At 66.2% G+C, this 24173-nt stretch carries 17 protein-coding genes; 9 read left to right on the top strand and 8 right to left on the bottom strand.

Going from position 1 to position 24173, the window contains the following annotated elements; genetic code table 11:
• Nucleotides 1-128: 128 nt before the first annotated feature.
• From rsgA to ASF00_RS06115, 3 genes are all read right to left on the bottom strand, one after another.
• Complete coding sequence (rsgA, locus tag ASF00_RS06125) at nt 129-1121, bottom strand: ribosome small subunit-dependent GTPase A (protein ID WP_082463252.1); 993 nt, start codon at nt 1119-1121, stop codon at nt 129-131.
• An 8-nt stretch (nt 1122-1129) separates the two neighbouring features.
• Nucleotides 1130-1492, bottom strand: coding sequence for a hypothetical protein (locus ASF00_RS06120; RefSeq protein WP_055875836.1), 363 nt, complete (start codon nt 1490-1492; stop codon nt 1130-1132).
• A gap of 311 nt (nt 1493-1803) precedes the next feature.
• Nucleotides 1804-2676 carry an endonuclease/exonuclease/phosphatase family protein gene (locus tag ASF00_RS06115; protein ID WP_055875834.1) on the bottom strand — a complete coding sequence of 291 codons (873 nt, stop codon included), beginning with the start codon at nt 2674-2676 and terminating at the stop codon, nt 1804-1806.
• An 81-nt stretch (nt 2677-2757) separates the two neighbouring features.
• Here ASF00_RS06115 and ASF00_RS06110 point away from each other — a divergent pair, with 81 nt between their 5' ends.
• Nucleotides 2758-4050, top strand: coding sequence for a POT-type proton-dependent oligopeptide transporter (locus ASF00_RS06110; RefSeq protein ID WP_055875831.1), 1293 nt, complete (start codon nt 2758-2760; stop codon nt 4048-4050).
• Here the strand turns inward: ASF00_RS06110 and ASF00_RS06105 are convergent.
• The gene (locus tag ASF00_RS06105) at nt 4040-4795 is read right to left on the bottom strand and encodes a DeoR/GlpR family DNA-binding transcription regulator (protein WP_055875827.1); all 756 of its coding nucleotides are present in this window, start codon (nt 4793-4795) and stop codon (nt 4040-4042) included. The two genes, ASF00_RS06110 and ASF00_RS06105, sit on opposite strands and share 11 nt — an antisense overlap.
• A gap of 201 nt (nt 4796-4996) precedes the next feature.
• Here ASF00_RS06105 and ASF00_RS06100 point away from each other — a divergent pair, with 201 nt between their 5' ends.
• Nucleotides 4997-7831 carry a TonB-dependent receptor gene (locus tag ASF00_RS06100; protein ID WP_055875824.1) on the top strand — a complete coding sequence of 945 codons (2835 nt, stop codon included), beginning with the start codon at nt 4997-4999 and terminating at the stop codon, nt 7829-7831.
• A gap of 72 nt (nt 7832-7903) precedes the next feature.
• Nucleotides 7904-9103, top strand: coding sequence for a histidine-type phosphatase (locus ASF00_RS06095; RefSeq protein ID WP_055875821.1), 1200 nt, complete (start codon nt 7904-7906; stop codon nt 9101-9103).
• On the opposite strand, the gene ASF00_RS06090 is transcribed toward ASF00_RS06095, so the two are convergent.
• Nucleotides 9100-11214: a phosphocholine-specific phospholipase C gene (locus ASF00_RS06090; RefSeq protein ID WP_055875818.1), complete on the bottom strand. Its 2115-nt coding sequence runs from the start codon at nt 11212-11214 to the stop codon at nt 9100-9102. The genes ASF00_RS06095 and ASF00_RS06090 overlap by 4 nt on opposite strands.
• A gap of 567 nt (nt 11215-11781) precedes the next feature.
• Between ASF00_RS06090 and ASF00_RS06085 the strand changes: the two genes are divergently transcribed.
• Complete coding sequence (locus ASF00_RS06085; protein WP_055877053.1) at nt 11782-12477, top strand: RibD family protein; 696 nt, start codon at nt 11782-11784, stop codon at nt 12475-12477.
• Nucleotides 12478-12537: 60 nt separating this feature from the next.
• Here ASF00_RS06085 and msrB read toward each other — a convergent pair whose 3' ends face one another.
• On the bottom strand, nt 12538-12987 hold the full coding sequence (gene msrB, locus ASF00_RS06080; RefSeq protein ID WP_055875813.1) for a peptide-methionine (R)-S-oxide reductase MsrB: 450 nt from the start codon (nt 12985-12987) through the stop codon (nt 12538-12540).
• A gap of 179 nt (nt 12988-13166) precedes the next feature.
• On the opposite strand from msrB, the gene ASF00_RS06075 reads away from it, so the two are divergent.
• Entirely contained in the window at nt 13167-13748 is a 582-nt protein-coding gene (locus ASF00_RS06075) for a DNA-3-methyladenine glycosylase I (RefSeq protein WP_055875810.1), read from the top strand.
• A 217-nt stretch (nt 13749-13965) separates the two neighbouring features.
• Here ASF00_RS06075 and ASF00_RS06070 read toward each other — a convergent pair whose 3' ends face one another.
• Nucleotides 13966-14163, bottom strand: coding sequence for a hypothetical protein (locus ASF00_RS06070; protein WP_055875807.1), 198 nt, complete (start codon nt 14161-14163; stop codon nt 13966-13968).
• Nucleotides 14164-14311: 148 nt separating this feature from the next.
• Between ASF00_RS06070 and ASF00_RS06065 the strand changes: the two genes are divergently transcribed.
• Both ASF00_RS06065 and ASF00_RS06060 read left to right on the top strand, forming a co-directional pair.
• The gene (locus ASF00_RS06065) at nt 14312-16075 is read left to right on the top strand and encodes an aspartyl protease family protein (RefSeq protein ID WP_235525646.1); all 1764 of its coding nucleotides are present in this window, start codon (nt 14312-14314) and stop codon (nt 16073-16075) included.
• Nucleotides 16076-16266: 191 nt separating this feature from the next.
• Complete coding sequence (locus ASF00_RS06060; protein ID WP_055875802.1) at nt 16267-17580, top strand: MFS transporter; 1314 nt, start codon at nt 16267-16269, stop codon at nt 17578-17580.
• Here ASF00_RS06060 and ASF00_RS06055 read toward each other — a convergent pair.
• Nucleotides 17567-19864 carry a glycoside hydrolase family 3 N-terminal domain-containing protein gene (locus ASF00_RS06055; protein ID WP_055875799.1) on the bottom strand — a complete coding sequence of 766 codons (2298 nt, stop codon included), beginning with the start codon at nt 19862-19864 and terminating at the stop codon, nt 17567-17569. The two genes, ASF00_RS06060 and ASF00_RS06055, sit on opposite strands and share 14 nt — an antisense overlap.
• A 168-nt stretch (nt 19865-20032) precedes the next feature.
• Between ASF00_RS06055 and ASF00_RS06050 the strand changes: the two genes are divergently transcribed.
• A complete protein-coding gene (locus ASF00_RS06050; RefSeq protein WP_082463251.1) occupies nt 20033-21112 on the top strand; it encodes a LacI family DNA-binding transcriptional regulator in 1080 nt (359 codons plus the stop codon).
• On the top strand, nt 21109-24165 hold the full coding sequence (locus ASF00_RS06045) for a TonB-dependent receptor (RefSeq protein WP_235525645.1): 3057 nt from the start codon (nt 21109-21111) through the stop codon (nt 24163-24165). The genes ASF00_RS06050 and ASF00_RS06045 overlap by 4 nt, the downstream gene beginning before the upstream one ends.
• Nucleotides 24166-24173: the final 8 nt, after the last annotated feature.

Genomic DNA, 24173 nt, shown 5'->3' with positions numbered 1-24173 from the left:
CAAAGAGTCGGACGCCGCGTCTAGCCCGCAGCGCGCAGACCCCGCCAGCGCTTTCGGCCGCATGGGATCACTGCGGTTCGTCGCGTACGCGGGGGGCGAAGGCGGTCGTGCCAGATTGTCGACGCGTCCTATCGCAACCAGCGTTTCGTCAGGCGGTCGGCGTTCGTCTTCTCCTCGACCGCCAGTCGTCGCCAGCGATCGAAGCGTTCCGCCGTCAGCGCACCACTGTCGATCCCGGCGCGCACCGCGCAGCCCGGTTCGACGCCGTGCGAGCAGTCCGAAAAACGGCAATCCTGCGCCGCGAGCGCGAAATCGTCGAACACTTCGGCAATTCCCGCCGCCGCATCCGACAGCTGCAATTCGCGCATGCCGGGCGTATCGAGCAGCCAGCCACCTTGTGGCAGGCGGTGCATCTCGCGGACGGTTGTGGTGTGGCGCCCGGTGCCGTCATGGGCGCGGATCGCCTGCGTCGCGATACTATCCGACCCGCGCAGCGAATTTACGAGAGTCGACTTGCCGACCCCCGATGACCCCAGGAACGCGACGGTCCGGCCTGGACCGCAATAGGCCGCGAGGCGGACGACGTCGCCGGGATCACGGCCGTTTACCGTCTCGACACGCAGTCCCGGCTCGAGCGCGCGCGCCGCGGTGACGAAGAGCTCGGGCGTGTCGGTGAGATCGGCCTTGGTCAGGATCACCACGGGCGTCACTCCGACTTCGCGCGCGAGCACGAGATAGCGCTCCAGTCGCGCGACGCTGAAATCCTGGTTGCACGACGCGACGACGAACACCGTATCCACATTGGCGGCGATCATCTGGTCACGGCGCGGGTCGCCCGGCGAGCGGCGTTTGAACAGGTTCATCCGCGGCAGCACCCTAACGGGAAGCAGGGTGGCATCGTCGACCAGCAGCCAGTCGCCGACGGTAGGGTGATCGTCGGTCGGTAGCGCGCCCTGAATATACGGCGTCATGAAGCGCTGCCCCGCCTCGCCCGACACCGATATCTTGCCGCGGTGGACCGACATCACGCGCACCGGGTGGCAGCGTTCGGCCTCCTCCGCCGAAACCTGATCGCTGAAGAACGTGGTCCAGCCGAGATCCGCAAGTGTCGTCAGGGTCATTGGCGCCGTCACTGATAGTGCGTCGTGTTGGCGAACCCGTCGTTCGTCTTGGTCATCTTGATGAGCTTCTTGATCATCGCGCGGACATGGCGGTCGAAACGCGTGTCGTCATACACGCCGCGCCAGATATACTCGTCGCGATCGAGCAGAGCGCGTAGTGCGGCGGCAAAACCCTCCTGCGTCTCCGGTGCCTGTTTGGCCTGCATCAGCCCGCAGACCATTTCCTCCGCGGTCGCCTTGTCGCAATCGTCGTGTCGATCGCGACCGCCGCGCTCCGCCACGACCTGATCCGACTTCGCGGCGGCGACGCGACGTTCGAGCCACGTCCGGACGATCACACCGTCCCATGCCTTCGCTACCGCCTCGATCATATCCGTTCCTCGTTTCCCGACGTGCTTTAGCGGCACATCGCGGCTGCGTCCCGGACGTTGTTGCACGTGGCGCCCTGGTCCTGACAGCGTTCTGTACCCGGCCGTGATGCTGGGAGACGTTCGCGCTTGATCATCCGCCGCCGGGGCGTAGTGCGCGCACAAGCGATCGACTCATCAGGCGTAGGCGGGGCGCTTCCGCGACGGACTGGAGGATCATATGTCGCCCGAGTTCGCAGCGACGACGCTGCGGACCGTAGCCGAATGGGGCCGCTAGGCCGACCTGTTCGTGTTTGACGACGCCGACGACCGATTCAGCCTCGACCCCCCGGCCTGATCGCGTCGAACCGCAGCTCGGCAACGACCGGGAAGTGATCCGAGGGATAGACCGTCGCCGCGTGATCGGTCCGTACCGCGGCAGCCAGCGGGGTGAAGCCGCGGACGAAGATGTAATCGATCCGGCGATCGGGCGTGCCGGTGAAATCGTGGAAGGTCCGGTCCGGGCCGACGCGGACCGGCGATGCGACCCAGGCGTCGGTCAACCGCCCGGCGAGCAGGCGATAGGCGGCGCTGTCGGGGGTTGCGTTCATGTCGCCGGTCACGACGATCGGGAGCGCGCCGGCGATCGGTGCGAGCTCTGCCATGAGCATCGCAGCCGAGCGTTCGCGCGCGCCGTCATCCTCGTCGCGGTGTGCGAAATGGGTATCGAACACGACAAACCGTCGATGCGTGGCCCGCGCTTCGAAGATTCCCCAAGTGACCATGCGCGGCAGCGTCGCGCCCCACGCCATGCTGCCGATCACCGCCGGCGTATCCGACAGCCAATAGTCGCCGTGGCGGATCAGGCGCAGACGATCGCGACGGTAGAAGATGCCCATATGCTCATCGGCATGCCCGCCGCGCCTATCGCGCCCGAACCAGCTATAGCGGGGCAGTGCATGCACGACGTCTGCGCCTTGCGTGGCGAACAGTTCCTGCGTGCCGATGATGTCGGGGTTCGCCGCCGCAACCGTCTGCACGAACAGCGCCCGCCGGTTGGCCCAGACGTTCACGCCGTCGTCCGGATTGGGGTAGCGGACGTTGAACGTCATCACCCGCAAGCGGGTCGCATCGGACGCGCGCGCCAGGACGGGCCCGGCCAGACACAACAGGAGCAGCGCGGCGAAACGCAGGACAAGGACGGGCATCGGGTATAGTCTCTGTAGATATGACGCGTTCGCGTGGTGCGGCGTCGCACCAGTGTCATATCCAGCGATCATTGCGCGACGATGACGGATTCGACGCCATCGCGGACAGCACTCGATCGACGCTTCTATCATCTCGCTGCAACCGAAACCTGGGAACGGTTTTCGCTGCACGGCGTGAAGGCGCTGCTGACGCTGTATCTGATCGATCATGTGCTGGTCGACGATAGGAACGGTGTCCTCGGATTGGCACCCGCGCGGCATATGCTGGAAGTGCTGTCGGGGCCGCTTACCCCGCTCGCCTTCGCGTCGCAGCTTTATGGGCTCTACGCGGCGCTGTCGTATCTGGTGCTGCCGATCGGCGGCGCGATCGGCGACCGCGTACTGGGTCGGCGGCGCGCGATCATGCTCGGCGCGCTGCTGATCGCCAGCGGGCATTTTTGCCTGATGCGCGAGGCCCTGCTGCTGCCTGCGCTGGCGCTGCTGATCGTTGGCACCGGCTGCATGAAAGCGAACCTGGCGGCGCAGGTCGGTGATCTGTTTCCGGTCGACGATGGAGGGCGCGGGCGGGCATTTGCGGTCTACCTCGCGTTTCTCAACATCGGCGTGATGCTTGGGCCGCTGGTGTGCGGATTGCTCGCGCAGCAGTTCGGATGGCGCTATGGCTTCGGCGCCGCCGCGCTCGGGATGGTGGTCGCGCTTACGATCTATCTGGGCGCGCCGCCAGCCCCTGCCGTCTCGACCGCCCGGCGGACGACTGCGCAGCGATCGGTGAATTGGGGTACCGCGGTCGCGGCGATCGTCATCGTCGTGCTTGCGTTTTGCGCTTATGAGCAGGTGTCGAACATCTTCCTCGTCTGGATCGCCGGGCATGTCCGCCTCGACATAGCGGGCTTCGCGGTACCGCCGGCGTGGTTTGCCGCTGCGGACGGGTTCTTCACCATAATGCTCGTCGCGCTGGTCCGCTGGATCGGCACGGTCCGCGCGCGGCGAGGATATAAGGCGTTAACGCCTGCGACCGTGCTGGCGGTGGGCTGCGGCGCGATCGCTGCCGGGTTCGGCGTGTTGGGCGCTGCGGCGCTGACGGGAAGCGACAGCGCACTCGTTCCGCTCGCCGCGCTCGTCCTGCTCGATCTTGGCGTGGTGTTCGTCTGGCCGGCGGGACTCGCGCTGGTCACCGCGGCTACGCCGGCTGGCAAAAGCGGGACGATGGTCGGACTGTTCTATCTGCACGGCTTCTTTGCCAACCTGTTCGTCGGCTGGGTCGGTCGCTTCTACGAACGCATCGCAATCGCCGAATTCTGGGGCTGGCATGCCGCCATCGCCGGCGTCGCGCTACTGCTCGCGCTCACGCTCCGTCGGAGGATCAACAGATGACCCACTCGAGCGTTTCCATCGCCGCCGCATAGGCCTCGCCCGGCGCACGGTCGGCGACCAGGATATCGACCTCGGTGAAGGTCGCTACCGCTGCGACGCTGCACCGATCGAACTTGGAGGCGTCGACCGCGATCAGCACGCGTTCGGATTGCGCGATCATCTGGCGGCAAAGGGCAGCCTCGCCGACGTGATAATTGGTAAAGCCCGCGACGGGATCGACCGATTCGGTTGAGATGATCGCTAGACGAGGGCGGAACCGCGAGAGATAGGCGCGCGCATCACTATCGAAATAGGCTCGGTAGCGATCGTCAAGTTCGCCGCCCGCCGCATACACCCGGTTGCCGTTGCGCCCGCCAAGCTCCTGCACGACGCCGAGCGCATTGGTGACGATCGTCAGATCGCGCTTCGAGCGCAGCGCCCGGGCGGCGTAATGGCTGGTCGAACTGGCATCGATATAGAGCGACTGACCGTCGTCGACGAGCAGCGAGACCGCCGTGGCGATCCGCTGTTTGGCCGCGGCATTGCGACCGAGACGCACCTCGAACGCGCCCTCCTCCGCGGTCTTCGCAAGCCGCGCACCGCCATGGATGCGCTCTATCGACCCATCGGCTTCCATCTGCCGCAATTCACGCCGGATCGTCTCGTCGGAGACCGCGAGCGCCGTGGCCATTTCTGCGATCGCATGCGCATCGCCGTTGCGCAGCAGGTCGAGGATATCCTGACGACGATCGCTGCGCTTCATCATGCGGGGTGCTTAACGGCTGGCGGTCACGGTTCCAAGCAAATTCCCGGATCATGTTGGATTCAGCGCTGACCCCATCAGTTTCTGATGAGAACGTTGAGATATCACACAAGATCTTACCTGTTTGTCACAAAACCGTATCGAATCGGTCCTAACGAACCCTCGATCGGGCAGTTCAGCCCATGATCATCCCAGGGGGGACCCATGACTTCGACCTTCACGATGCCGGTACGCCGGCAGCGATCGCCTGCGCTTGCCTTGCTGTCCCAAGCCGCCCGCGGCACCCTGGCGATAGCGACCGTCGGCATATCCGGCGTTTGGCTTTTCGGTACCCCGGTGTCCGCCCAGACCATTCCGGCCGACAATCAGACCGTTGCTGCGCCGACCGAGACCGTCAGCGAAGCGTTGACCGGCGACATCGTCGTCAATGGTCGCCGCCAGCAGTCTGCGCTCGCCGAAGAGCATGATGCCGTCGGCGTGATCGACGTCGTCACCACCGGAGACGTCGCGATCCACTCGCAAACCGGGATCGCCGATCTCGCCAAGACGCTGCCGGGAATCTCGGTCAGCCGCGACCAAGGCCGCAACCAGAGCGCGACGGGCGAAGCGCAATATGTCTCGATCCGCGGATTCGACACCAGCTACAACGCCTATACGCTCGATGGTCTGCGCCTGCCGCAGGTCGCGGGCAGCTCGCGCGCGATCTCGCTCAACCTGTTCTCGCCGTTCGCGGTCGGCGCCATCGCGGTCGACAAGACGCCGGGGGCGAACAAGGATACGGACGCGATCGCGGGTATCGTCGATCTGCGTACGCCGACCGCGTTCGACTTCTCGACCGACTTCACGCGCGCCCGCGTTCTCGCCCAAGGCGCCCAACTCGCGCTCGATCGCAAGCAAAAGGGCTTTGGCGGCGCGGTCGGGATCGATGCGGCACGCCGGTTCGGCAGCGATCGCCAGTTTGGCGTATATGTCGCGGGCTATTACGAGGAGCGCGCAAACGCCGCCGAATCGACCGCGGTCCAGAACGACTATAAGACGACCAACTTCAACGTCGGCACCGCGCGCGCCAATGGCGATGCGCTGTCGGCCGACGGCGTCCAGTGGAACTTCTACAATAACGAGATCAAGCGCTACGGCGCGACCGGCTCGCTCGATTTTCACAGCGATCCCGTGGAGCTGTTCGCCCGCGTCAACTATGCGACCTATCTCAACACCAACACGATGAACCAGACCGGCCTGCGCAACGAGCTGACCCGCGGCCAGACGAACGCGAACCCGGTCCGCACGCTTGGCAACGGCAGTACCACGCAGGCGTATAATGCGGCGGGGATCTACACGCCGCTCGGCATCAACCCGGCCAGCTATTTCCGTACCGAGGACGTCGAGCAGGAGCTGTTCTCGGCGCAGCTCGGCGGCAAGGCGCATTGGAACGGGGTCACCGCGTCGCTTGAAGGCAGCTATGCCGATGGCCGGTTCGACCAGCCCCAGCGGATCGAGGCGGCGTTCCGCGGCGTCGCCTATAACGGTGCGGCGAGCAACACCGGGTTGGCAAGCGAAGGCGTCACCGTCGACCTGTCCGACCCACGTTCGCCCCGCCCGGTGCTGTCTTCGGGCGCGAGCGCCTATGTCGGCTCGCTCGACCGTCCGACCCAGCTCTACGTCCAACAGGGCTATGATTATCTGTCGGAGGTCAAGAAGACCGTGAAGGGGAGCCTCGGCTGGGACGGCACCGGATTCCTCGCCAGCGTCGCGGTCGGGGGGCTGTACGAGGATTCCGATCGCGACGGCCGGTCATTGTCGCCCGACGTGACGCGCTATCGGTTCCTGACGCCGTTGCAATCGGGCACCGAACAAGGTCCGACGATCAACCAGTATCTGGGCTATGTTCTGAAGGACTTTCTCGATTACTATCCGGCGCGCGGGATCAAGGTGCTCGATCGCAGCCAGCTCGACTCCCAGGTCAGCAAATATGTGAACCTGGCGACGGTGGCGCCGCAGGTGATCAATCAAGGGGTGCTGAAGGCCAACGAAAAGCGCAAGGCCGTTTACGGCACCGCGACGCTGAAGCTCGGGGCGCTCGAAGTCGTGCCGGGGCTTCGGTATGAGGACAACAGCTTCGACGCGCGCTATTTCTCGACCAATGCCAACGGCGTCGGCGGCAGTTTCGTAAAGGCCGGGCGCAACTATGACCATCTCGATCCGAGCGTGCTGGCGGCGTGGAAGCCCGACGACCGGTTCGTGGTGCGGGGTGCGGTGCGCTCGAGCTATGCGCGGCCGGGGTTCGACCAGATCGCAGGCCCCACCCGGCGCAGCGATGCGGATTCCAACGGTGTCATCACCGTGACCAGGCCGAACCCCGACCTGAAGCCGGTCGAGGCGTGGAGTTATGATGCGGGCGTCGAATATTATGGCGGCGTCGGGCGGTATCTCCAGGTCGCTCTGTATTCCAAGGACTTGAAGAACATCCTGGTGCCGACCGGCACGCGCTCGCTGAGCGAAACCGTGGGGAGCGTCGTCACGATCCAGCCTGCCAACGGTCGCGGCGGCAGTGCGAAGGGGATCGAGGCGTCGGGGCGCTTCACCATCGGCGACATGGTCGGCTCGCGTTTCCTCGGGAATTTTGGGGTCGGCGGCAACATCACCTACCAAAATACCGAGGCGGAGTATCAGATCTCGGCGACCGACATCCGCCGTTCCAGCCTGCCGCAGGCGCCCGACCTGATCTACAATGCCGAAGTCTTCTATGCCGACGGCCAGTTCCGCACCAACCTTTCGTACAATTACACCGGCCGGTTCCTGGCCACGGTGCAAGACAGCCAGCCCGATATCTATGTCCAGCCGGTCGGCGAACTGAACTTCGGGCTGGCATTCGCCGCGACCGACAATCTCGAGATCGGCGTGGCGGCGCGTAACCTGCTTGACCAGCACACCTATTGGGCGACGGTCGGCAAGTCGGAACGGTACATCTCGAACGATCGTAACGGCGGGTATATGAACACCGGGCGCGTGTTCCAGTTCAGCCTGACGATGAAGATGTAGCCCCTCCTCGACCGCCGGTCGCGTGTCTCGCGCGGCCGGCGGATTTCGTTACCCGAACCAGGACAGTTTCCCATGCGCCGTATTCGTATCCTTTCGAGAATCCTCAGAGCCGTCACGTTGGCGGGACTATCGAGCGGGGCGATCGCGGCCCCGCACGGCCTAGAACTCGAACGCGTCGTGATACTGATGCGGCACGGCGTGCGTGCACCGCTGTCGGGGGAAGTGCCTGCCGACACGCGCACCGCCACGGCTTGGCCGAACTGGACGGTGTCCGAGGGGCGCCTTACGCCGCACGGCGCCTCAGCGTTGATCCTGTTGGCGCGCCATGATCGCCGCTGGCTCGCTCCGCTCGGCCTTGCCGGCTGCCCGGCACCCGGCGCCGTGCGGATCTGGACCAACACCGCCGAACGCACGATCGCCAGCGGCGAGGCTTACGCGCAGGGCCTCGCACCGGGTTGCGACGTCCGGGTCGGGCATCTGCCAGGCGATCGGACCGATCCGATCTTCGAACCGCTCAGCGCGGGTGCGACCGCGTTCGATCCACGCCAGGCGATCGCGTCGATCATGCGCTACACGGGAGGCATGGACGCGCTCGTCGCACGCCATCGACCGGCGATCGCTCTGCTAGACCGCGTGCTGAGCTGCAAGGACGGCGCCTGCAGCCCCGACAGCCCGGCGATGCTCACGCCGTCCGCGGACGGTCGTGGCATCGACCTTTCCGGGCCGATCCGGGCAACCTCGGGGATCGCGCAGGTCCTGCTGCTTCAGGAGGCGGAAGGCCTGCCCCGCGCCGCGGTCGGTTGGGGACGCGCCGATCCCGCGACGATCGAACGCCTCGGCGCACTCCACGCGGCGCTGTTCGACGTGTTCACGCGATCGCCGTACATGGCGGCTCACCAAGCGTCGGCGCTCGGCCACCGCATCGTCGAAACGCTCACCGCCCCCACCGCCCCCCGCCTCGACGTGATGGTCGGTCACGACACCAATGTCACCGCGCTTGCGGCGGCGCTGGGTGTCGACCTCGACGCACCGGGCTTTGCGCGCAACGACGTTGCACCGGGCGGGGCCCTTGTCATCGAGCGGTTGCGCGATCGGACTTCGCACGCGCGCTATGTCAGGGTGTTCTACCGCGTTCAGTCGCTCGCCGCGATCCGCGCATTGCGACCCGCTGTCGTCGTCACGCCGATTGCGATCCCGGGATGTACGTCGCTCTGTCCGCTCGACCGGTTCGTCGCGCGCCTCGGATCGCGCATCGCCGCGCTGCGGCCCTAGACGGCCACGAACGGATCGCTGCACGTGGCCCGGCCCGGCGTGTCGACCCGCCCAGCGACACGGCGGCGATACCCGGGCACGGTCGTTGCGGAGAGGCTGACGTCGTACCAGCCGAAGCTGTCACGCAGCGGCCAGCGATACCGTGCTGCCGTCAGGGGCTCCGCCACCGCGCGCACGCCGATCCGTTCGACGTGCGCGGTCAGCCCCAGCGCATGATGCCTGCCTGGGAGGTCCAGCACGAGGGTGTCCGCGGTCACGGTCCAAGCGACGGCCTCCAGCGCTGCCGGATCGTCACGCGTTCCAGCAAAATGTCGGTGGAAACCGTTCGGGCCGAGCACCCACAAATCATAGCGCCCATCGGATTGGAACGCCCAGCGTCCGTCGAGCGACCGCCCCGGTTCGACCGTGAAGCGGCGCGGCGCAGTTCGGAGATCCACACGATCATAGACGTGGAACACGGCGGCTGCCGCACCCGCCGCCTCGAAGTGAAGCTCGACTGCCCGATCGGCGATCGTGTCGTTCACGGTCAGCGCATAGGGAAGCGGGCGCGCGCGACGGATACCGGGCTCCTGCCACGGCGGATCGGTGGCGGTCGGTGCCTGCGGACGGACCTGCTTCGGAATGGCGGCGGCCCGGGCCGCGTCGCGCCGCGGATCGGGCATGGCGGCGAATGGCACGCGATCGGCGGCGGTGAAGTCGAATGCCGAAGTCAGGTCGCCGCATACCGCGCGGCGCCACGGCGAGATATTGTGCTCGTGGAACCCGAACCGGCGTTCGAGGAAGCGGATCACAGAACTATGGTCGAACACCTGCGAATTGACCCAGCCGCCGCGGCTCCAGGGAGACACGACGTACATCGGCACGCGCGGGCCCAGCCCATATGCGCGACCGCGATAGGCCGGGAGGTCGAGCGTCGCATCGCCCTTGCTCGGGACGATATGATAACTGCCCGTCAGATCGACCGTCGACCCGCCGAGCAACGTGCCGTCGGCGGCATGCGACGGTGGCGCAGGCGGCGGAACATGATCGAAGAACCCGTCATTTTCATCGAACATCACCAGCAAGGCGGTCCGCGCCCAGACCGCGGCATCGGCGGTCAGCGCGTCGAGGACGTCGGCGGTATACGCCGCTCCCTGCGCCGGACTCGACGGACCGGGATGCTCCGAGCCCTTCGCCGTGGCGATGACGTACGATACTTGCGGCAGGCGTCCGGCGAGCACGTCGGCGCGCAAGACGTCGAGCCCACGCGTGGTCAGCGCTCGGTCGCGTAAAGCAGCGTCCCCTTCCCCGTCCCCGTCCCCGCGATGCGCATCGCGGAACGCGGCGAAACCGACCAGCGGGTTGTCGGTGAAATTGTCCGCCATGTCCTGGTAGATCCGCCAGTCGACGCCCTTCGCCTGCAACCGCTCGACGACGGTGGTCCAGCGGTAAGGGTCGGGAGCGCCGCCATCCTCGACGAAACTGTCGTGCGAATTGCCGATCGCCGGGCCGCCCTGCGTGCCACCGGGATCGTTGGTCCCGCTCCAAAGGAACAGCCGATTGGTGTTGGTGCCGGTCTGCGCCGAGCAGTGATACGCGTCGCACACCGTGAACGCCTCCGCGAGCGCGAACTGGAACGGGATGTCCTCGCGCCGGTAATGCCCCATAGCGCGCTGGCTCTTGGCCTCGGGCCAATGCGCCATCCGACCCTCGTCCCACCCACGCTGCGCATCGGGCCAGCTATGCGGCGTGCCCTCCCTCCGCATGAGGTCGAAATTCGCGCGCGTGGCGAGATGGAACGGCAGGACGGTACGCGCGCCGCCAGGCGCGGTCCGATCGTGCTGGGCCCAGACCGCCGCGGGCTCCGTCGGCGCGGCCTGCTCCGATACGGGGCCCGCCACGGGTATCGTCAATCGATCGGCGAACCCCCGCACGCCGCGCAGCGACCCGAAATAATGATCGAAGCCGCGATTCTCCTGCATCAGGATGACGACATGCTCGACATCCATGATCGAGCGCGTCCGAACATCGGGGGCGATCGCTGCAGCCCGCGCGATTGCGGCGGGAAGCGCGCTCATGGCCGCCCCGGCGACACCGGCGGACAGCAGCAGGCGACGCGAAACATCTGTCATCGATCAAATCCGAACGAGGCGTGCGGGATGCGGACACGGACCATAGCGGCGCACGCGCCCTGATCCACGCCATCTCGCAAAACGGGACGGATCCGCACGCGCCGACCGGTAATTCCGGCCGGCATGACCCGTCAGTTCGCCGGCCAGATCCGGCGATGACCGGGGTCGAAGAACGTCATCCGACGCGGCGTGATCAAGGCATATAGCCTGCCGATTGGCGACGGCCGCTGCATCGTCACAGTTCGGCGCGACTTCCGACGTCATCCCCAATGATATCGTCCGCGTCTTTCTCCGACGCTTCGTATTTGCTGACTCTGGCGCGCTGGCGCGCTGGCGCGCTGGCGGGCCGCGCTCGAAGCGATCGGGGATCTCCTATCGATTGTCGACCGTCTCGCCCGCGCGCACTGCGGCCTGCCCGACGGGGCGACCGGGCCTGGACGACGGGGCCTGCCGTTCGGGATCGTTCTCGGCAACCGGACCTGGCGTTAGTGTCGGCGTACGCAGCGGTCGCCATGGGCCCGATCGGTGAGACGGTCGTTCTAGCGTCCTGCACCTTTGGAGACGCTGATGAAACCGCATGTGACCTGCCTGATGCTGTCCTCGGTCGACGGACGGTTGCATCCGAGCCGCTATACCGAAAGCCCCGATGGCTCGCGGCAGCAATGGTCGAAGGCATATGAAACGCTGCACGATTCGATGGCGGCAGATGCGTGGATGGTCGGTCGCGTGACGATGGCCGAAATGAGCGCGACCGGCCCGCATGCGCCGCCAAAGCCATGGACGGTAGACCGGGCGGTACATGTCGCAAGCGATGCGAAACGCTTCGCGATCGCGCTTGACCGGTCAGGCAAGCTGCATTTCGAGGGAGGCGCGATCGGCGGCGACCATGTGATCGTGCTACTCGGCGCAGGCGTGTCCGACAGCCATCTCGCCGAGCTCGCGGCGGACGGCGTGTCCTATGTCGTAGCCGACACGGACGAGATCGATATCGTCGCGGCGCTTGAGACGCTGGGGGACGCGTTCGGTATCCGGACGATCCTGCTCGAAGGTGGCGGTGGCATCAACGGCGCGCTGCTCGCAGCGGGTGTAGTGGACGAACTCGGCGTACTGATCACGCCTGCGCTGGATGGCGGCACCGACGTGCAGGGCATCGTCATCGCCGGTCCCGACGGCCTGGCTGGCAAGGCGACGCTGACGCTCAACGGGGCCGACGTGCTCGACCACGGTATCGTCCATCTGCGGTACGGAGTTCAGGCGGCGTAATTTCGACCGCATCGCCAGCGCACGTTCCGGGTTTGCTGGCGATGCGGGTAAGGCGATCGCTTACCCGACCTGTTCGACCTGGTCGAGATAGGCGCCATAGCCCTGCTCGACCATGTCCGCCTGCGGCACGAACCGCAGCGATGCCGAGTTGATGCAATACCGTAAGCCCCCGCGATCCCGCGGGCCATCGGGGAATACGTGCCCGAGATGGCTGTCCCCACCAGCCGAACGGACTTCGATCCGGGTCATGCCGTGGCTGTGATCATGAAGTTCGGCAACGGTGTCGGGTGTGATCGGCTTGGTGAAGCTCGGCCAGCCGCAATGCGAATCGAACTTGTCGGCAGACGCGAACAGCGGCTCGCCCGAAACGATATCGACATAGATGCCGGGCGCCTTGGTGTGCAGATATTCGCCCGTGCCGGCGCGTTCAGTGCCGCTCTGCTGCGTCACGTAAAACTGCTCGGGCGTCAGCTTGGCGAGCGCGTCGTCGGTTTTCCTGTAGTCGGTCATGGTGTCCTCCGGATCTTGAGCAAAATGGCTGGCCGAGCGCGGCGGACAGGCCGCCGTCGACCGGCAGGCTGACCTGGCCTATATAGGGCGCGTGCCCGCCTGCCGAAACGGGTGCGGCTCGCGCGGCGGGTCGCATTGCCGAGGACAGGCCGATCTCCCTTCCGTTTGCGAGCGCTGTCATGATCGTTGCCGACCTCTGCCGATGCCGCTGGGCACAAAGCGATCCGTTGCTCGCGGCCTATCACGATGCCGAATGGGGGGTAGCCGAGCGGGATGCGCGCGCACTGTGGGAAAAGCTGATGCTCGACGGGTTCCAGGCCGGGCTCGCCTGGATCACGATCCTGCGCAAGCGTAAGGCGTTCAGGGCGGCGTTCGCAGGGTTCGATCCGGTGCGTGTCGCACGGTTCGGCGAGCCGGAGATCGCGGCGATGCTCGACAACGCAGGCATCGTCCGCTCGCGCGCGAAGATCGAGGCGACGATCGGCAATGCGCACGCGTATCTCGCGATGCGCGACGCCGGAGAGGATTTTGCCGACTTTGCCTGGCGTTTCGTCGATGGAGTTCCCGTGATCGGGGACGGCGAAAAGGCGTTGACCCAATCGCCCGTGTCCGAGGCACTGTCCGCGGCGCTGAAGGCGCGCGGGTTCAAGTTCGTCGGGCCGGTCATCGTCTATGCCTGGATGCAGGCATGCGGGCTGGTCGACGATCACGAAACCGCCTGTTTTCGACGTCGCCAAGCGATCTCTGCGACGGGACGGTGATCAGTGCCCGAGGCGTGCCGATCCGAACGAGCGCGACCGCGACATCGGCTGCGGCGCCACCGAAATGCGCATCGAGCCGCGTCCTGAAACAGGCGATCGTCGTCGTGCGGGATCCAGCGTCGCAGCGCGCAAGGCAGCGCGGGCATCCGCCGTTCGCCAGATAGCAAGCGCACGAAGACCGTCGCGATAGCCTGCGGACGATCTTGGAAGGCGGGCGTTACGCGACCCCGGTCGGTGACGAACCGTGTCGATGCGCGCGCGGATCGCCCGCGATCTGTTTCCAGATCGTCGCATAGCGGGCCGCCAGCGGATCGCCGGCGATGTGGGCGCAGCGGCGGTGCAGGCGATCCGCGCGGCGAGCCTTGCAAGGTGCAGTGAAGAGCCGCGAACCGCATCGATGCGACGCCGCGGTCATACTTCCGGTTCGCTAACGCCACCTTCATGCCGCATAAGCCGGGACGCCAGTTCCTGCCCCCGGGCTCATCGACGCCGCTGTAGCGCTGGCATCCGCGCTGGGATAGCATTCGGGTGCCTAAGGCGAGGCTGAGGCTCAGGAGATGCGCATGCGGGGATCGACGGTAGTTCGGGGGGTGGCGATCGCAGTGATGGCGATGGCGATGGCGGGTCCGGCGATCGGCGCGTGCAAGGTGAGCAAGCTTGCCGAATTGCCGGTAACGCTGATCGGACGCCGGGCGATGGTGGATGCCAAGTTCGGCACACACGATACGCGGTTCATCGTCGACAGCGGCGCGTTCTACAGCACCTTGTCGCGCGCATCGGCGGCGGAGTTCGGCTTGTCGAGCACGCCCGCCCCATCGTGGTTCAGACTGCGCGGAGTCAATGGCGACGCCTCCGCCTCGATCGCAAGCGCTAAGGATTTTACGCTCGCCGGCATCCCGCTCCCGCGCGTCAGCTTCATCGTCGGTGGCACCGACACGGGCACGGCGGGCCTGCTCGGCCAGAACATTCTCGGGTTGGTCGACGTCGAATACGATCTGCCGCACGGCGCGGTCCGGCTGATGAAGGTCGAGGATTGCGGCAATGTCGGGCTCGCCTATTGGGCGGCAGGCAAGCCATATTCGATGATCCCGCTCGAACGCGGCGACGGTGGACCATGGAAGCCGCACACGATCGGCACCGTGCTGGTCAACGGCGTGAAGATGCGCGCGGTATTTGATTCGGGCGCGCAGACGACGATCATGACGCTTGCCGCGGCCAAGCGCGCGGGGATCACGCCGACGAGCCCGGGGGTGAGGCCGGTCGGCTATAACAGCGGACTGGGCTCAAAACAGCTGACGACCTGGATCGCGCCGTTCGACACCATCGACCTTGGTGGCGAGGTCGTGCCGAAACCCAAATTCAATATCGCCGATATCAAACTCGACGGCGACATGCTGATCGGGTTCGATTTCTTTCTCACGCACCGGATGTTCGTCTCGAACGCGAATCACTTGATGTACATGACCTATGAGGGCGGCACGGTGTTCGGTCTGACGCCGACCGGGGCGCGGACGACGGGGGGCGAGAAGCTTGATCTGACCGACACCGCCGGCGTGCCGACCGATGCGGCAGGCTTTAGCCGGCGTGCCGCGGTGTTCCTGTCGAAGCGGCACTATCCCGAGGGGCTCGCGGATCTCGACAAGGCCGTGGCGATGGCGCCGACCGTGGGCCGCTACGTGTTTCTGCGCGGGCAGGCGCGGCTCGCCAACGGCCAGTTGCTGCTTGCGGCCGCGGACATCGACAAGGCGGCGGCGTTGAGCCCCGACGACAACGAGGTGCGGCTGCTGCGCGCACGGCTTCGGGTCATGAGCCGCGATCCGGCCGGCGCAGCGGAGGATATGAAGGTCGCCGATCGGACGCTGGCTGCCGGATCCGACGACCGGCTCCGGCTCGCCGGTCTGTACGATTCGATCGACCAGCCCGAGGGTTCGATCGCGAATTACGATGCGTGGCTCAAGATGCACGGCGACGATGCCGATCGCGCGACCGCCTATAACGGACGGTGCTGGGCGCGGGCGTTGCTCGACCGTGAGCTTGACCGTGCGCTGTCCGATTGCAACACCGCTCTGAAGCTCCGACCCGGCTCGGCCTCTTATCTTGACAGCCGCGCGCTGGTGCAGCTCCGGCTCGGCAAGCTCGACGCTGCGCTTGCCGACTATGATGCGGCTCTGAAGGCCAACCCGCGCAATGCGTGGTCGCTCTATATGCGCGGCGTGGCCGAGCGCCGAGCGGGCAAGACCGAGGCGGCGGACGCGGACCGCAAGGCGGCGCTGGCGATCAACCCGGACGTTGCCAAACGCGCCGCGCGCTATGGGCTGGACGGCTGATCGAGGACGATGGCCGCCGACGCGAAGATCCGCCCCCCGAGGCTAGGGTAAAGAATCGCCGCAGTCCGTGCGCGCGCTGCGTTTCCCTTAGTCACGCCCCGCCACGTGACGTCACGTTTCGCCTCGGCAAGAGGAAACGCGGTGCGATCGCGGATTGATTAGCGCGGCGCGTTGGCCAAGGAACGGCGGATATGCCGCGCGACGAAACCCCTGCCCCTGTCCCTGCCGTCCCTGCCGCACGAGCCACACTCGTCCTGTTCGGCGCGGGGGACTTCGCCTTCAACCTGTATTGGCAGGCGATCAGCCTGTACCTGTTATTCTATTATATCGACGCGCTGGCGTTGCCGCCGGCAACCGCGGGGCTGGTATTCCTGATCGGCGCGACCTGGGATGGCGCGGCGGATTTCCTCGCCGGCGCGGCGGCGGAGCGGATGCGATTATCGTATCGGCGTCTGGTCGGCTTGGGGGCGTTGCCGCTCGGCCTGACGTTCATCGCGATGTTCGCGGTCCCCGCCGGCGCGGCGACCTGGGCGCTGGCGACGCAGATCGCCTTTCGCACCGTCTATGCCTTCACCAACATCCCCTACGCCGCCTGGACCACGCGGGTGGCGCAGACCGGTCGCGAACGATCGCTCGTTGCGGGACTGCGGATGGGGTTCGGGTCGGCGGCAAGCATATTCGTCGCGCTGGCGCTACCCTGGCTCGTACAGCGGACCGGCAGCTATGATTTCGCCGCGGCGATGCTGGCGGTCGTCGGCGTGCCCTTGCTGGCGATCATGGCATGGCGGGTGCCCGAGCCGTTGCCGCGTGCCGATAGCGCGCGCCGCCCGACGATCCGGTCCGGGCTGGCGGCGCTCGCCCGCAACCGCGCGTTCGTTGCGCTCAATCTCGCAGCCGCGGCGGGCGGTGCGGCCACCGCGCTGACCAGCCAGTCGGTGCTGTACGTCTTTCGCTACGTGCTGGACGACGCCGCTGGCGGTCCGCGCGCGCTGGCGGGCATGGCGGTAAGCAGCCTGATCGCAGTCCCGATCTGGACCGCGCGCGCGCGCGCGAAGGGTCCGCGCGCTGTCTGGTTCAGTGCCGGGATCCTCGCACTGCTGTTGCCCGCGGGTTTCACGATGGTCGCGCATCCCGGTGGCTTCGCGACCGCGGCGTTCCTGCTGGCGATGCAGATGGCCTTCACGGGTTTCGCGCTCGCCGCCTGGACGCTGCTTCCCGATGCGGTCGACTGGGGCGAGGCGCATAGCGGCAAGCGGGTCGAGGCGCTGGCGTTTGGCACCTATGCACTGGTGCAGAAGATCGCGCTCGCGGTGACGGGGTTTGCGATCGGCGCTGTCTATCAGGCGAACGGCTTCGTCGCGGGTACGGTCCAGACCGCGGACAGCCTGTACGCAATCCGCTGGCTGATGCTGGCAGGGCCGGCGGTGCTGATCGCGGCGATGCTGGCGGCGGTGATCGCCATCCCGCGTCGCCGCGATCCGCAAGGCGCCATCAGACCAGCGTGAACGTGCCGGATACGCCCTCGGCTTGCGCAGACGGTGCGATCCAGACCTGGAACCGACCCGGCTCGACGGTCGGCTTGAGATCCCGGCCAATGAACAGCAGGTCGGCCTTGCGCAGTGTGAACGCTACGACCTGTCGTTCGCCGGGCTTGAGCACGACCTTGCGGAACGCCTTCAGTTCGCGGACTGGGCGCGTGACGCTGGCAGCGATATCGCGGATATATAGCTGGACCGTCTCCTCTGCCGCCCGCGGGCCGGTGTTGGCGATGGTCGCGCGAACGACCAGCACGCCCTTGTCGCCGTCGATCCGCGCGGTGCCCAGATCGAGCGCGCTATAGACGATGATGCCATAGGTCAGGCCGTGGCCGAACGGGAACAACGCCGCGTTGACGACCGACCGATAGTGCGTCTTGTATTCCAGCGCCGGTCCCGGTGGGTTCGGGCGCCCCGTACTCTTGTGATCATAGTGATACGGCTCCTGCCCGGTCGCGTGCGGAAACGACACGGGGAGCCGCGCAGACGGTGAGATCCGGCCGAACAGGATGTCGGCGATCGCGGACCCGTCCTGCGATCCGAGAAACCAAGTGACGAGGATCGCCGGCGCATCGAGCACCGGCCCGCTCAACGCCAGCGCGCGGCCGGTGCGCAGCAGGATGACGATCGGTTTGCCGGTCGCCGCAACTGCCGCGACCAGCGCCATCTGCGCGGCGGGGACGACGATGTCGGCCCGTGACTGTGCCTCGCCCGACATCCCCTCGCTTTCGCCGATCGCGAGAACGGCGATATCCGCCGCGTTTGCGGCGGCCACCGCGGCGTCGATTCCGCCAGCGAGCGGCGCGTCGATCGCAGACCCGACCGTGACGCTCAGCATCGACGGATCGGCGACCGCCGCACGCACGCCGGTCGCGAGATCGACGGCCTCGGCATTGCTGCCATAGACGTTCCACGGCCCGATGAGATCGTGCGGCCCGGTCGTGAACGGACCGATCAGCGCGATCCGTTTTCCCGCGCGCGGCAGCGGCAGCAGGTCGCCGTCGTTCTTGAGCAGGACGATCGATTTGGCCCCCGCCTCGCGCGCCAAGGCCAACGTCTCAGGCGTGCGGATGCGTGTCTTCTCGCGGCGCGGGTCGATCCGCCGGAACGGGTCGTCGAACAGTCCGAGTGTCACCTTCAGCGCCAACACGCGCCGCACCGCTTGATCAAGCCGTGCCATCGGCACCTCACCCGCCGCGATCAGGTCGGGGAGATGTTTTAGGTAGAAGCCGCTCTGCATGCTCATGTCGACGCCGGCCATGAAGGCGAGCTTGGTCGCCTCGCGCGCATCGGCGGCGAACCCATGCGCGATCAATTCCTCGTCCGCGGTGTAATCGGAGACGACCAGCCCCTCGAACCCCCATTCGCGCCGCAGCACGCCGGTCAGCAGCCAGTCGTTGGCGGTCGCCGGGACACCGGAGATTTCGTTGAATCCAGCCATGACCGTCGGTGCGCCAGCGCCGAATGCCGCCTCGAACGGCGGGAAGTAGATCTCGCGCAGCGTACGCTCCGATACGTCCACGGTACTGTAGTCGAGCCCCGCCTCTGCCGCGCCATATGCCGCGAAATGCTTGGCGCAGGCGGCGACCGCGTCCGATGCCGATAGACCATGCTCCCCCTGGAACCCGCGCACGCGCGCTGCTGCGATCAGCCGGCCGAGCAGGACATCCTCGCCGGCGCCCTCGACGCCACGCCCCCAGCGCGCATCGCGGGCGATGTCGACCATCGGCGCGAAGGTCCAGTCGATCCCCGACGCGGCGGCCTCGGCGCCCGCCGCGCGCGCGGTGCGGCGGGTCAATTCCGGATCGAAGCTCGCCGCTTCGGCCAGCGGCACGGGGAATACCGTGCGCATGCCGTGGATGACGTCGGCGGCAAACAGCAGCGGGATCTTCAAGCGGGACTCGCGCATTGCGGTGGTCTGCATGCGCTTGGCCATGACCGCGCCATTTCCGTTGAACACGCCGCCGATCCGACCTGCGCGCACATCGGCCAATTGTCCGTCGAAACTCGTCGCGCCACCGGCCGGATTGAGCGTCGTCGCTGCACCGCCAGCCCAGGCGGCTGCCATCAGGCTCAGCTGACCTGCCTTTTCAGCGACGGTCATGTGCGCGATGATCGCCTCGACCGATGCCGGGAGCACTGCACCGCCCCCTACTGCCTGCTGCAACAACGCGCGCGCGGGACTCGCTGCCCAAGCGGTCATCGCACCGACGCCCATCAGCATCGCGCGTCGTGAAATCGTCGTTGTCGCCATTCGCCAGTCCCTCTCGTCCGTGCCTGCTGCGATCGCGCCGGTACGCACCGGCACGGCGATCGTCGCAAGGTTCTTGATCCCCGCTTCTGGATCATGTAACCGGTTACATCAAGAGCAAGATACCGGTCGCAACGCGCAGATCGGTGCCAGAGGGGATCCTGACGCTTCATGCCGCACGCCACTGTTCGTGATATCGCCCGCGAAGCTGCGGTGTCGGTGGCGACGGTGTCGCGTGCGCTGAACGGGCACAGCAACGTGCGCCCCGAAGTGCGCGCGCGCATCGAAAGCGTCGCCGCGCGGCTCGGCTATGTTCCCCATGCTGCGGCGCGCCATTTGAGCTCGGCAAAGTCGGGGATGATCGGTGTTGTGGTGCCCGACCTGCACGGCGAGTTCTTCTCCGAGCTGCTGCGCGGGATGGACCGCGAGGCGTCCGAGCGCGGCCTGTATTGCATGATGATGGTGATGCACGGCGATGCCCGACGCGGCGTCGCGGCGCTGCACGCGATGCGCGGCCGCGTCGACGGGCTGGTGGTGATGGCGCCACAGGTGTCGGCGGACGAGCTGCTGGCGCACCTGCCCGTCGGCATGCCCGCCATCCTGGTGAATTGCGCGCCGGGACGATCGGCGCGCGCCGAACTCCGCATCGACAATGTCGCGGGCGCGTCGGCACTGGTCGAGCATTTGATCGCAACCGGACGCCGACGGCTCGTCCATATCTCGGGGCCCGTGGGTAACATCGATGCCGACGAACGACTGCGCGGCGCGCAAGCGGCGTGTGCGCGTGCCGGGCTGTCGCTCCGTGTGATGGCAGGCGACTTCAGGGAGCCGTCGGGCGCCGCCGCCGCCACGACGCTGATCGAGGACGGAGCGGATTTCGACGCGATCTTCGCGGCCAACGACATGATGGCGATCGGCGCGATGATAACGCTCAAGCGCGCCGGCATCGTCATACCCGACCAGATCGCGATCTGCGGTTTCGACGACATCCCGCTGACCAGGCTGATTTCGCCCTCGCTGACGTCGGCGAGCATCGACATCGCCAGTTTTGGCGCCAGTGCCGTCGCACGGCTCGTGAAGGCGATCGCGGGCGACGATCATAATGGCGTCGAGCAGCGCAAACCGGTCGTGATCGTGCGCGAGTCCACCGGCCCGGCACGCCACGCTTCGCAAGGCCTCCACTCAGGCCACGATCCTTTCAACGTCCACAACAACAAACCCGAACAATCGGGACAAGGGGAACTTTCATGACCAAGATGATGTTGCGCGCGGCGGTCGTCTCGATGACGGCGCTGTCGAGCGGGCTGCTGTTCGCGCCGACGCCGGCGGTGGCGCAGGTCGGCCAGGCGTCGCTGCGCGGCACGATCACCGCACCCGGCGACAATCCGGTCGTCGAGGTTACCGCCGTCGAAATCTCGACCGGCTTGCGCCGTACCGTCCCGGCCGATGCCGGCGGCGCGTACAACTTCGCCTCGCTACGTGCGGGTACGTATCGCCTCGAAATCAAACAGCGCAACGGCACGCGCAACTCGGATGCGTTCACGCTGCGGGTCGGTCAGGTCGCCGGGCTCGACCTCGACCTGTCGGCGGCAACTGCACCCACGGCGACCACCGGGGCCGAACCCGCGGGCACGCCCGATGCCGATGCCCCCGCCACGGGCGCGGCCTCCGGCGGCGACGAAATCGTCGTGACCGGCAACCGCATCCGCTCGCTCGCCGGCGGTCAGGTCGGCAGCGTCATCTCGTCGCGGCTGATCGAACAGCTACCGCAGAACAACCGCAACTTCCTCGCCTTTGCCGATCTGGCACCGGGCGTGCGCTTCATCGAGGACGCAAGCGGCGCATCGCGCATCCAGGGCGGCGGGCAGGACAGCCGCACCGTCAACGTCTTCATCGATGGCGTCAGCCAGAAGGACTACGTCCTCAAGAACGGCATCACCGGCCAGGATTCCTCGCCCGGCAACCCGTTCCCTCAGCTCGGCATCGGCGAGTATCAGGTGCTGTCGTCGAACTACAAGGCTGAGTTCGATCAGGTCAGCTCGGTCGCGATCACCGCGGTGACCAAGTCGGGGACGAACCAGTTCCACGGCGAGGGCTTCTACGACTTCACCAACCAGAATCTGCGCGACCGTCGCCCGAGCGAGATCTTCCCGACGACGATTTCCAAGGTCGAGACCAGCAACAAGCAGTTCGGCGCGGCGCTGGGCGGGCCGATCATCAAGGACAAGGCGCATTTCTTCGCCACCTACGAAGGCAAGCGCATCTCCAGCCCGTATGACGTGCGGCCAGAGAACGGCTATCCGATCTCGTCCATCCCGCAGCAATACCAGGATAATTTCGGCACGTTCGCGCAGCGGTTCAAGGAAGACCTGTATTTCGGCAAGATCGATATCGTGCCGACCGACAATGATTTGATCGAACTGTCGGGCAAGTATCGCAACGAATCCGGGCTGCAGAACGCGACCGGTATCAACGCCGCCAGCACCTCGACCTTGAACAAGGTCGTCGACAAGCGCGGCCTGCTCCGTTGGCAGCATACCGGCGACAAGTGGATCAACGATGCGCGCGTGTCGTACGAGGACGTGGTCTTCTCGCCAAGGCCTTCGACCGACGGCATCACGCAGTTCTACCAGGCGACGCAACGCATCGGCACGGGCACGCAGCGCACCGACCTGCTGCGCGCCGGCGCTGGCGGCAACTTCCAGACCAAGGGCCAGAAGGGCTGGACCGTCCAGGACGATTTCACCTTCACCGGCCTGCAGGGACACACGTTCAAGGTCGGTGCCAAGGCCAAATGGGTTAAGCTCAACACGCTCGAGCAGAACCTGACCAACCCGCAATACACCTACGACGTCAACGCGATCCCCGGCGTCGCGTTCAACGACGCCCTCCCCTATAAACTCGAGTTCGGTGCGCCGGGTGCGTCGGGCAGTGCGAGCGTCCGATCGAACAATTTCCAGATCGGGTTCTACGCACAGGACGATTGGGACGTCACCAGCCACCTGACGCTCAATCTCGGCCTGCGCTGGGATTATGAGCGGACGCCGGCCTATCTGGACTATGCTACGTCGCCAGAGATCGTCGCGGCGGTTTCGCCCGCCAACTATACCAACCTCAGAGGCGCCGATTACGACATCAACGACTATATCTCGACCGGCAACAACCGGAAGGCGTTCAAAAGCGCGTGGCAGCCGCGGCTGGGCTTCACCTATCGCTTCGACGAGGCGGGCCGCTTCTCGATGTTCGGGGGCTATGGCCGGTCGTATGACCGCAACCAGTTCGACTTCCTCCAGCAGGAGGTCAGCCAGGGCGCGTACCAGGTCCGCACGTTCAACTTCATCGGCAACGACTCGCTCAACCCGTGCGTGCCGAGCCAGACCTGCATCGCCTGGAACCCGGTCTATCTGACCGACGCCGGGCGCCAGCAACTGACGAGCTCGGCCGCAGGCGGCGGGCGTGCCATCGTCATGATGAACAACGACCTGAAGCTGCCCTATGCGGACCAGTTCAGCCTCGGGCTACGCGGGCGCTTCTCGCCGGTCGAACTGGAGGTCGGTTTCACGCATATCGCAAGCAACGACGGGTTCGCGTTCCTGCTCGGCAATCGCCGCCCGGACGGCAGCTTCTTCTTCAACGATCCGGCGAGCGTGTCGGACGTCCCGCAATCCCCGTTCACCTACTCGCCGAACGGCTACGGCTCCATCATCCTCGGCACGAATGGCCTGAAGACCAATTCAGATGCGGTCTATTTCAAGCTGACCAAGACCTATTCGGCGGCATCGCCGTGGAGCATCGACGCGACCTACACCTACACGCAGGCGGACGAGAACCGCCAGTTCGGGGAAACCTATGCGCTCGATTTTGCGCAGATCTCGGATTATCCGACGTTGCGGTCGTCGGGCGTGCCGCGTCACCGGTTCGTGATCGCAGGCAGCGTCGATACGCCGATCGGGGTAACGATATCGAGCAAGTTCCAGATCGAATCGCCAAGCTATCTGAAGTCGTTCATCGACAATTCGGATCCGTTCTCGCGGACGCTGGTCGGCCGGCAGGCGGATAGCCTCGGCGACCTCTGGGGTCGGCGACAGCTGGACTTCGCGTTCACCAAATACGTCCCGCTCGGCTTCATCACCGATCAGACGCGGGTCCGCATGCGGCTCGACATCCTGAACGTCATGAACGACCGCAATTACACCGACTACAACAACAGCCCGATCGATCCGAATTACGGTCAGCGATCGACCTACAGCACGGGTGGCAACGCGCCGCGCACGATCAAGCTGTCGGCGGGCTTCTCGTTCTAGCATAATGG

Origin of the sequence: Sphingomonas sp. Leaf34 (assembly GCF_001421805.1) — a bacterium.
In the GTDB taxonomy this organism is placed as follows: domain Bacteria; phylum Pseudomonadota; class Alphaproteobacteria; order Sphingomonadales; family Sphingomonadaceae; genus Sphingomonas.
The sequence above is the reverse complement of the archived record's forward strand: the minus strand, read 5'-3'. Positions and strand labels throughout refer to the sequence as shown.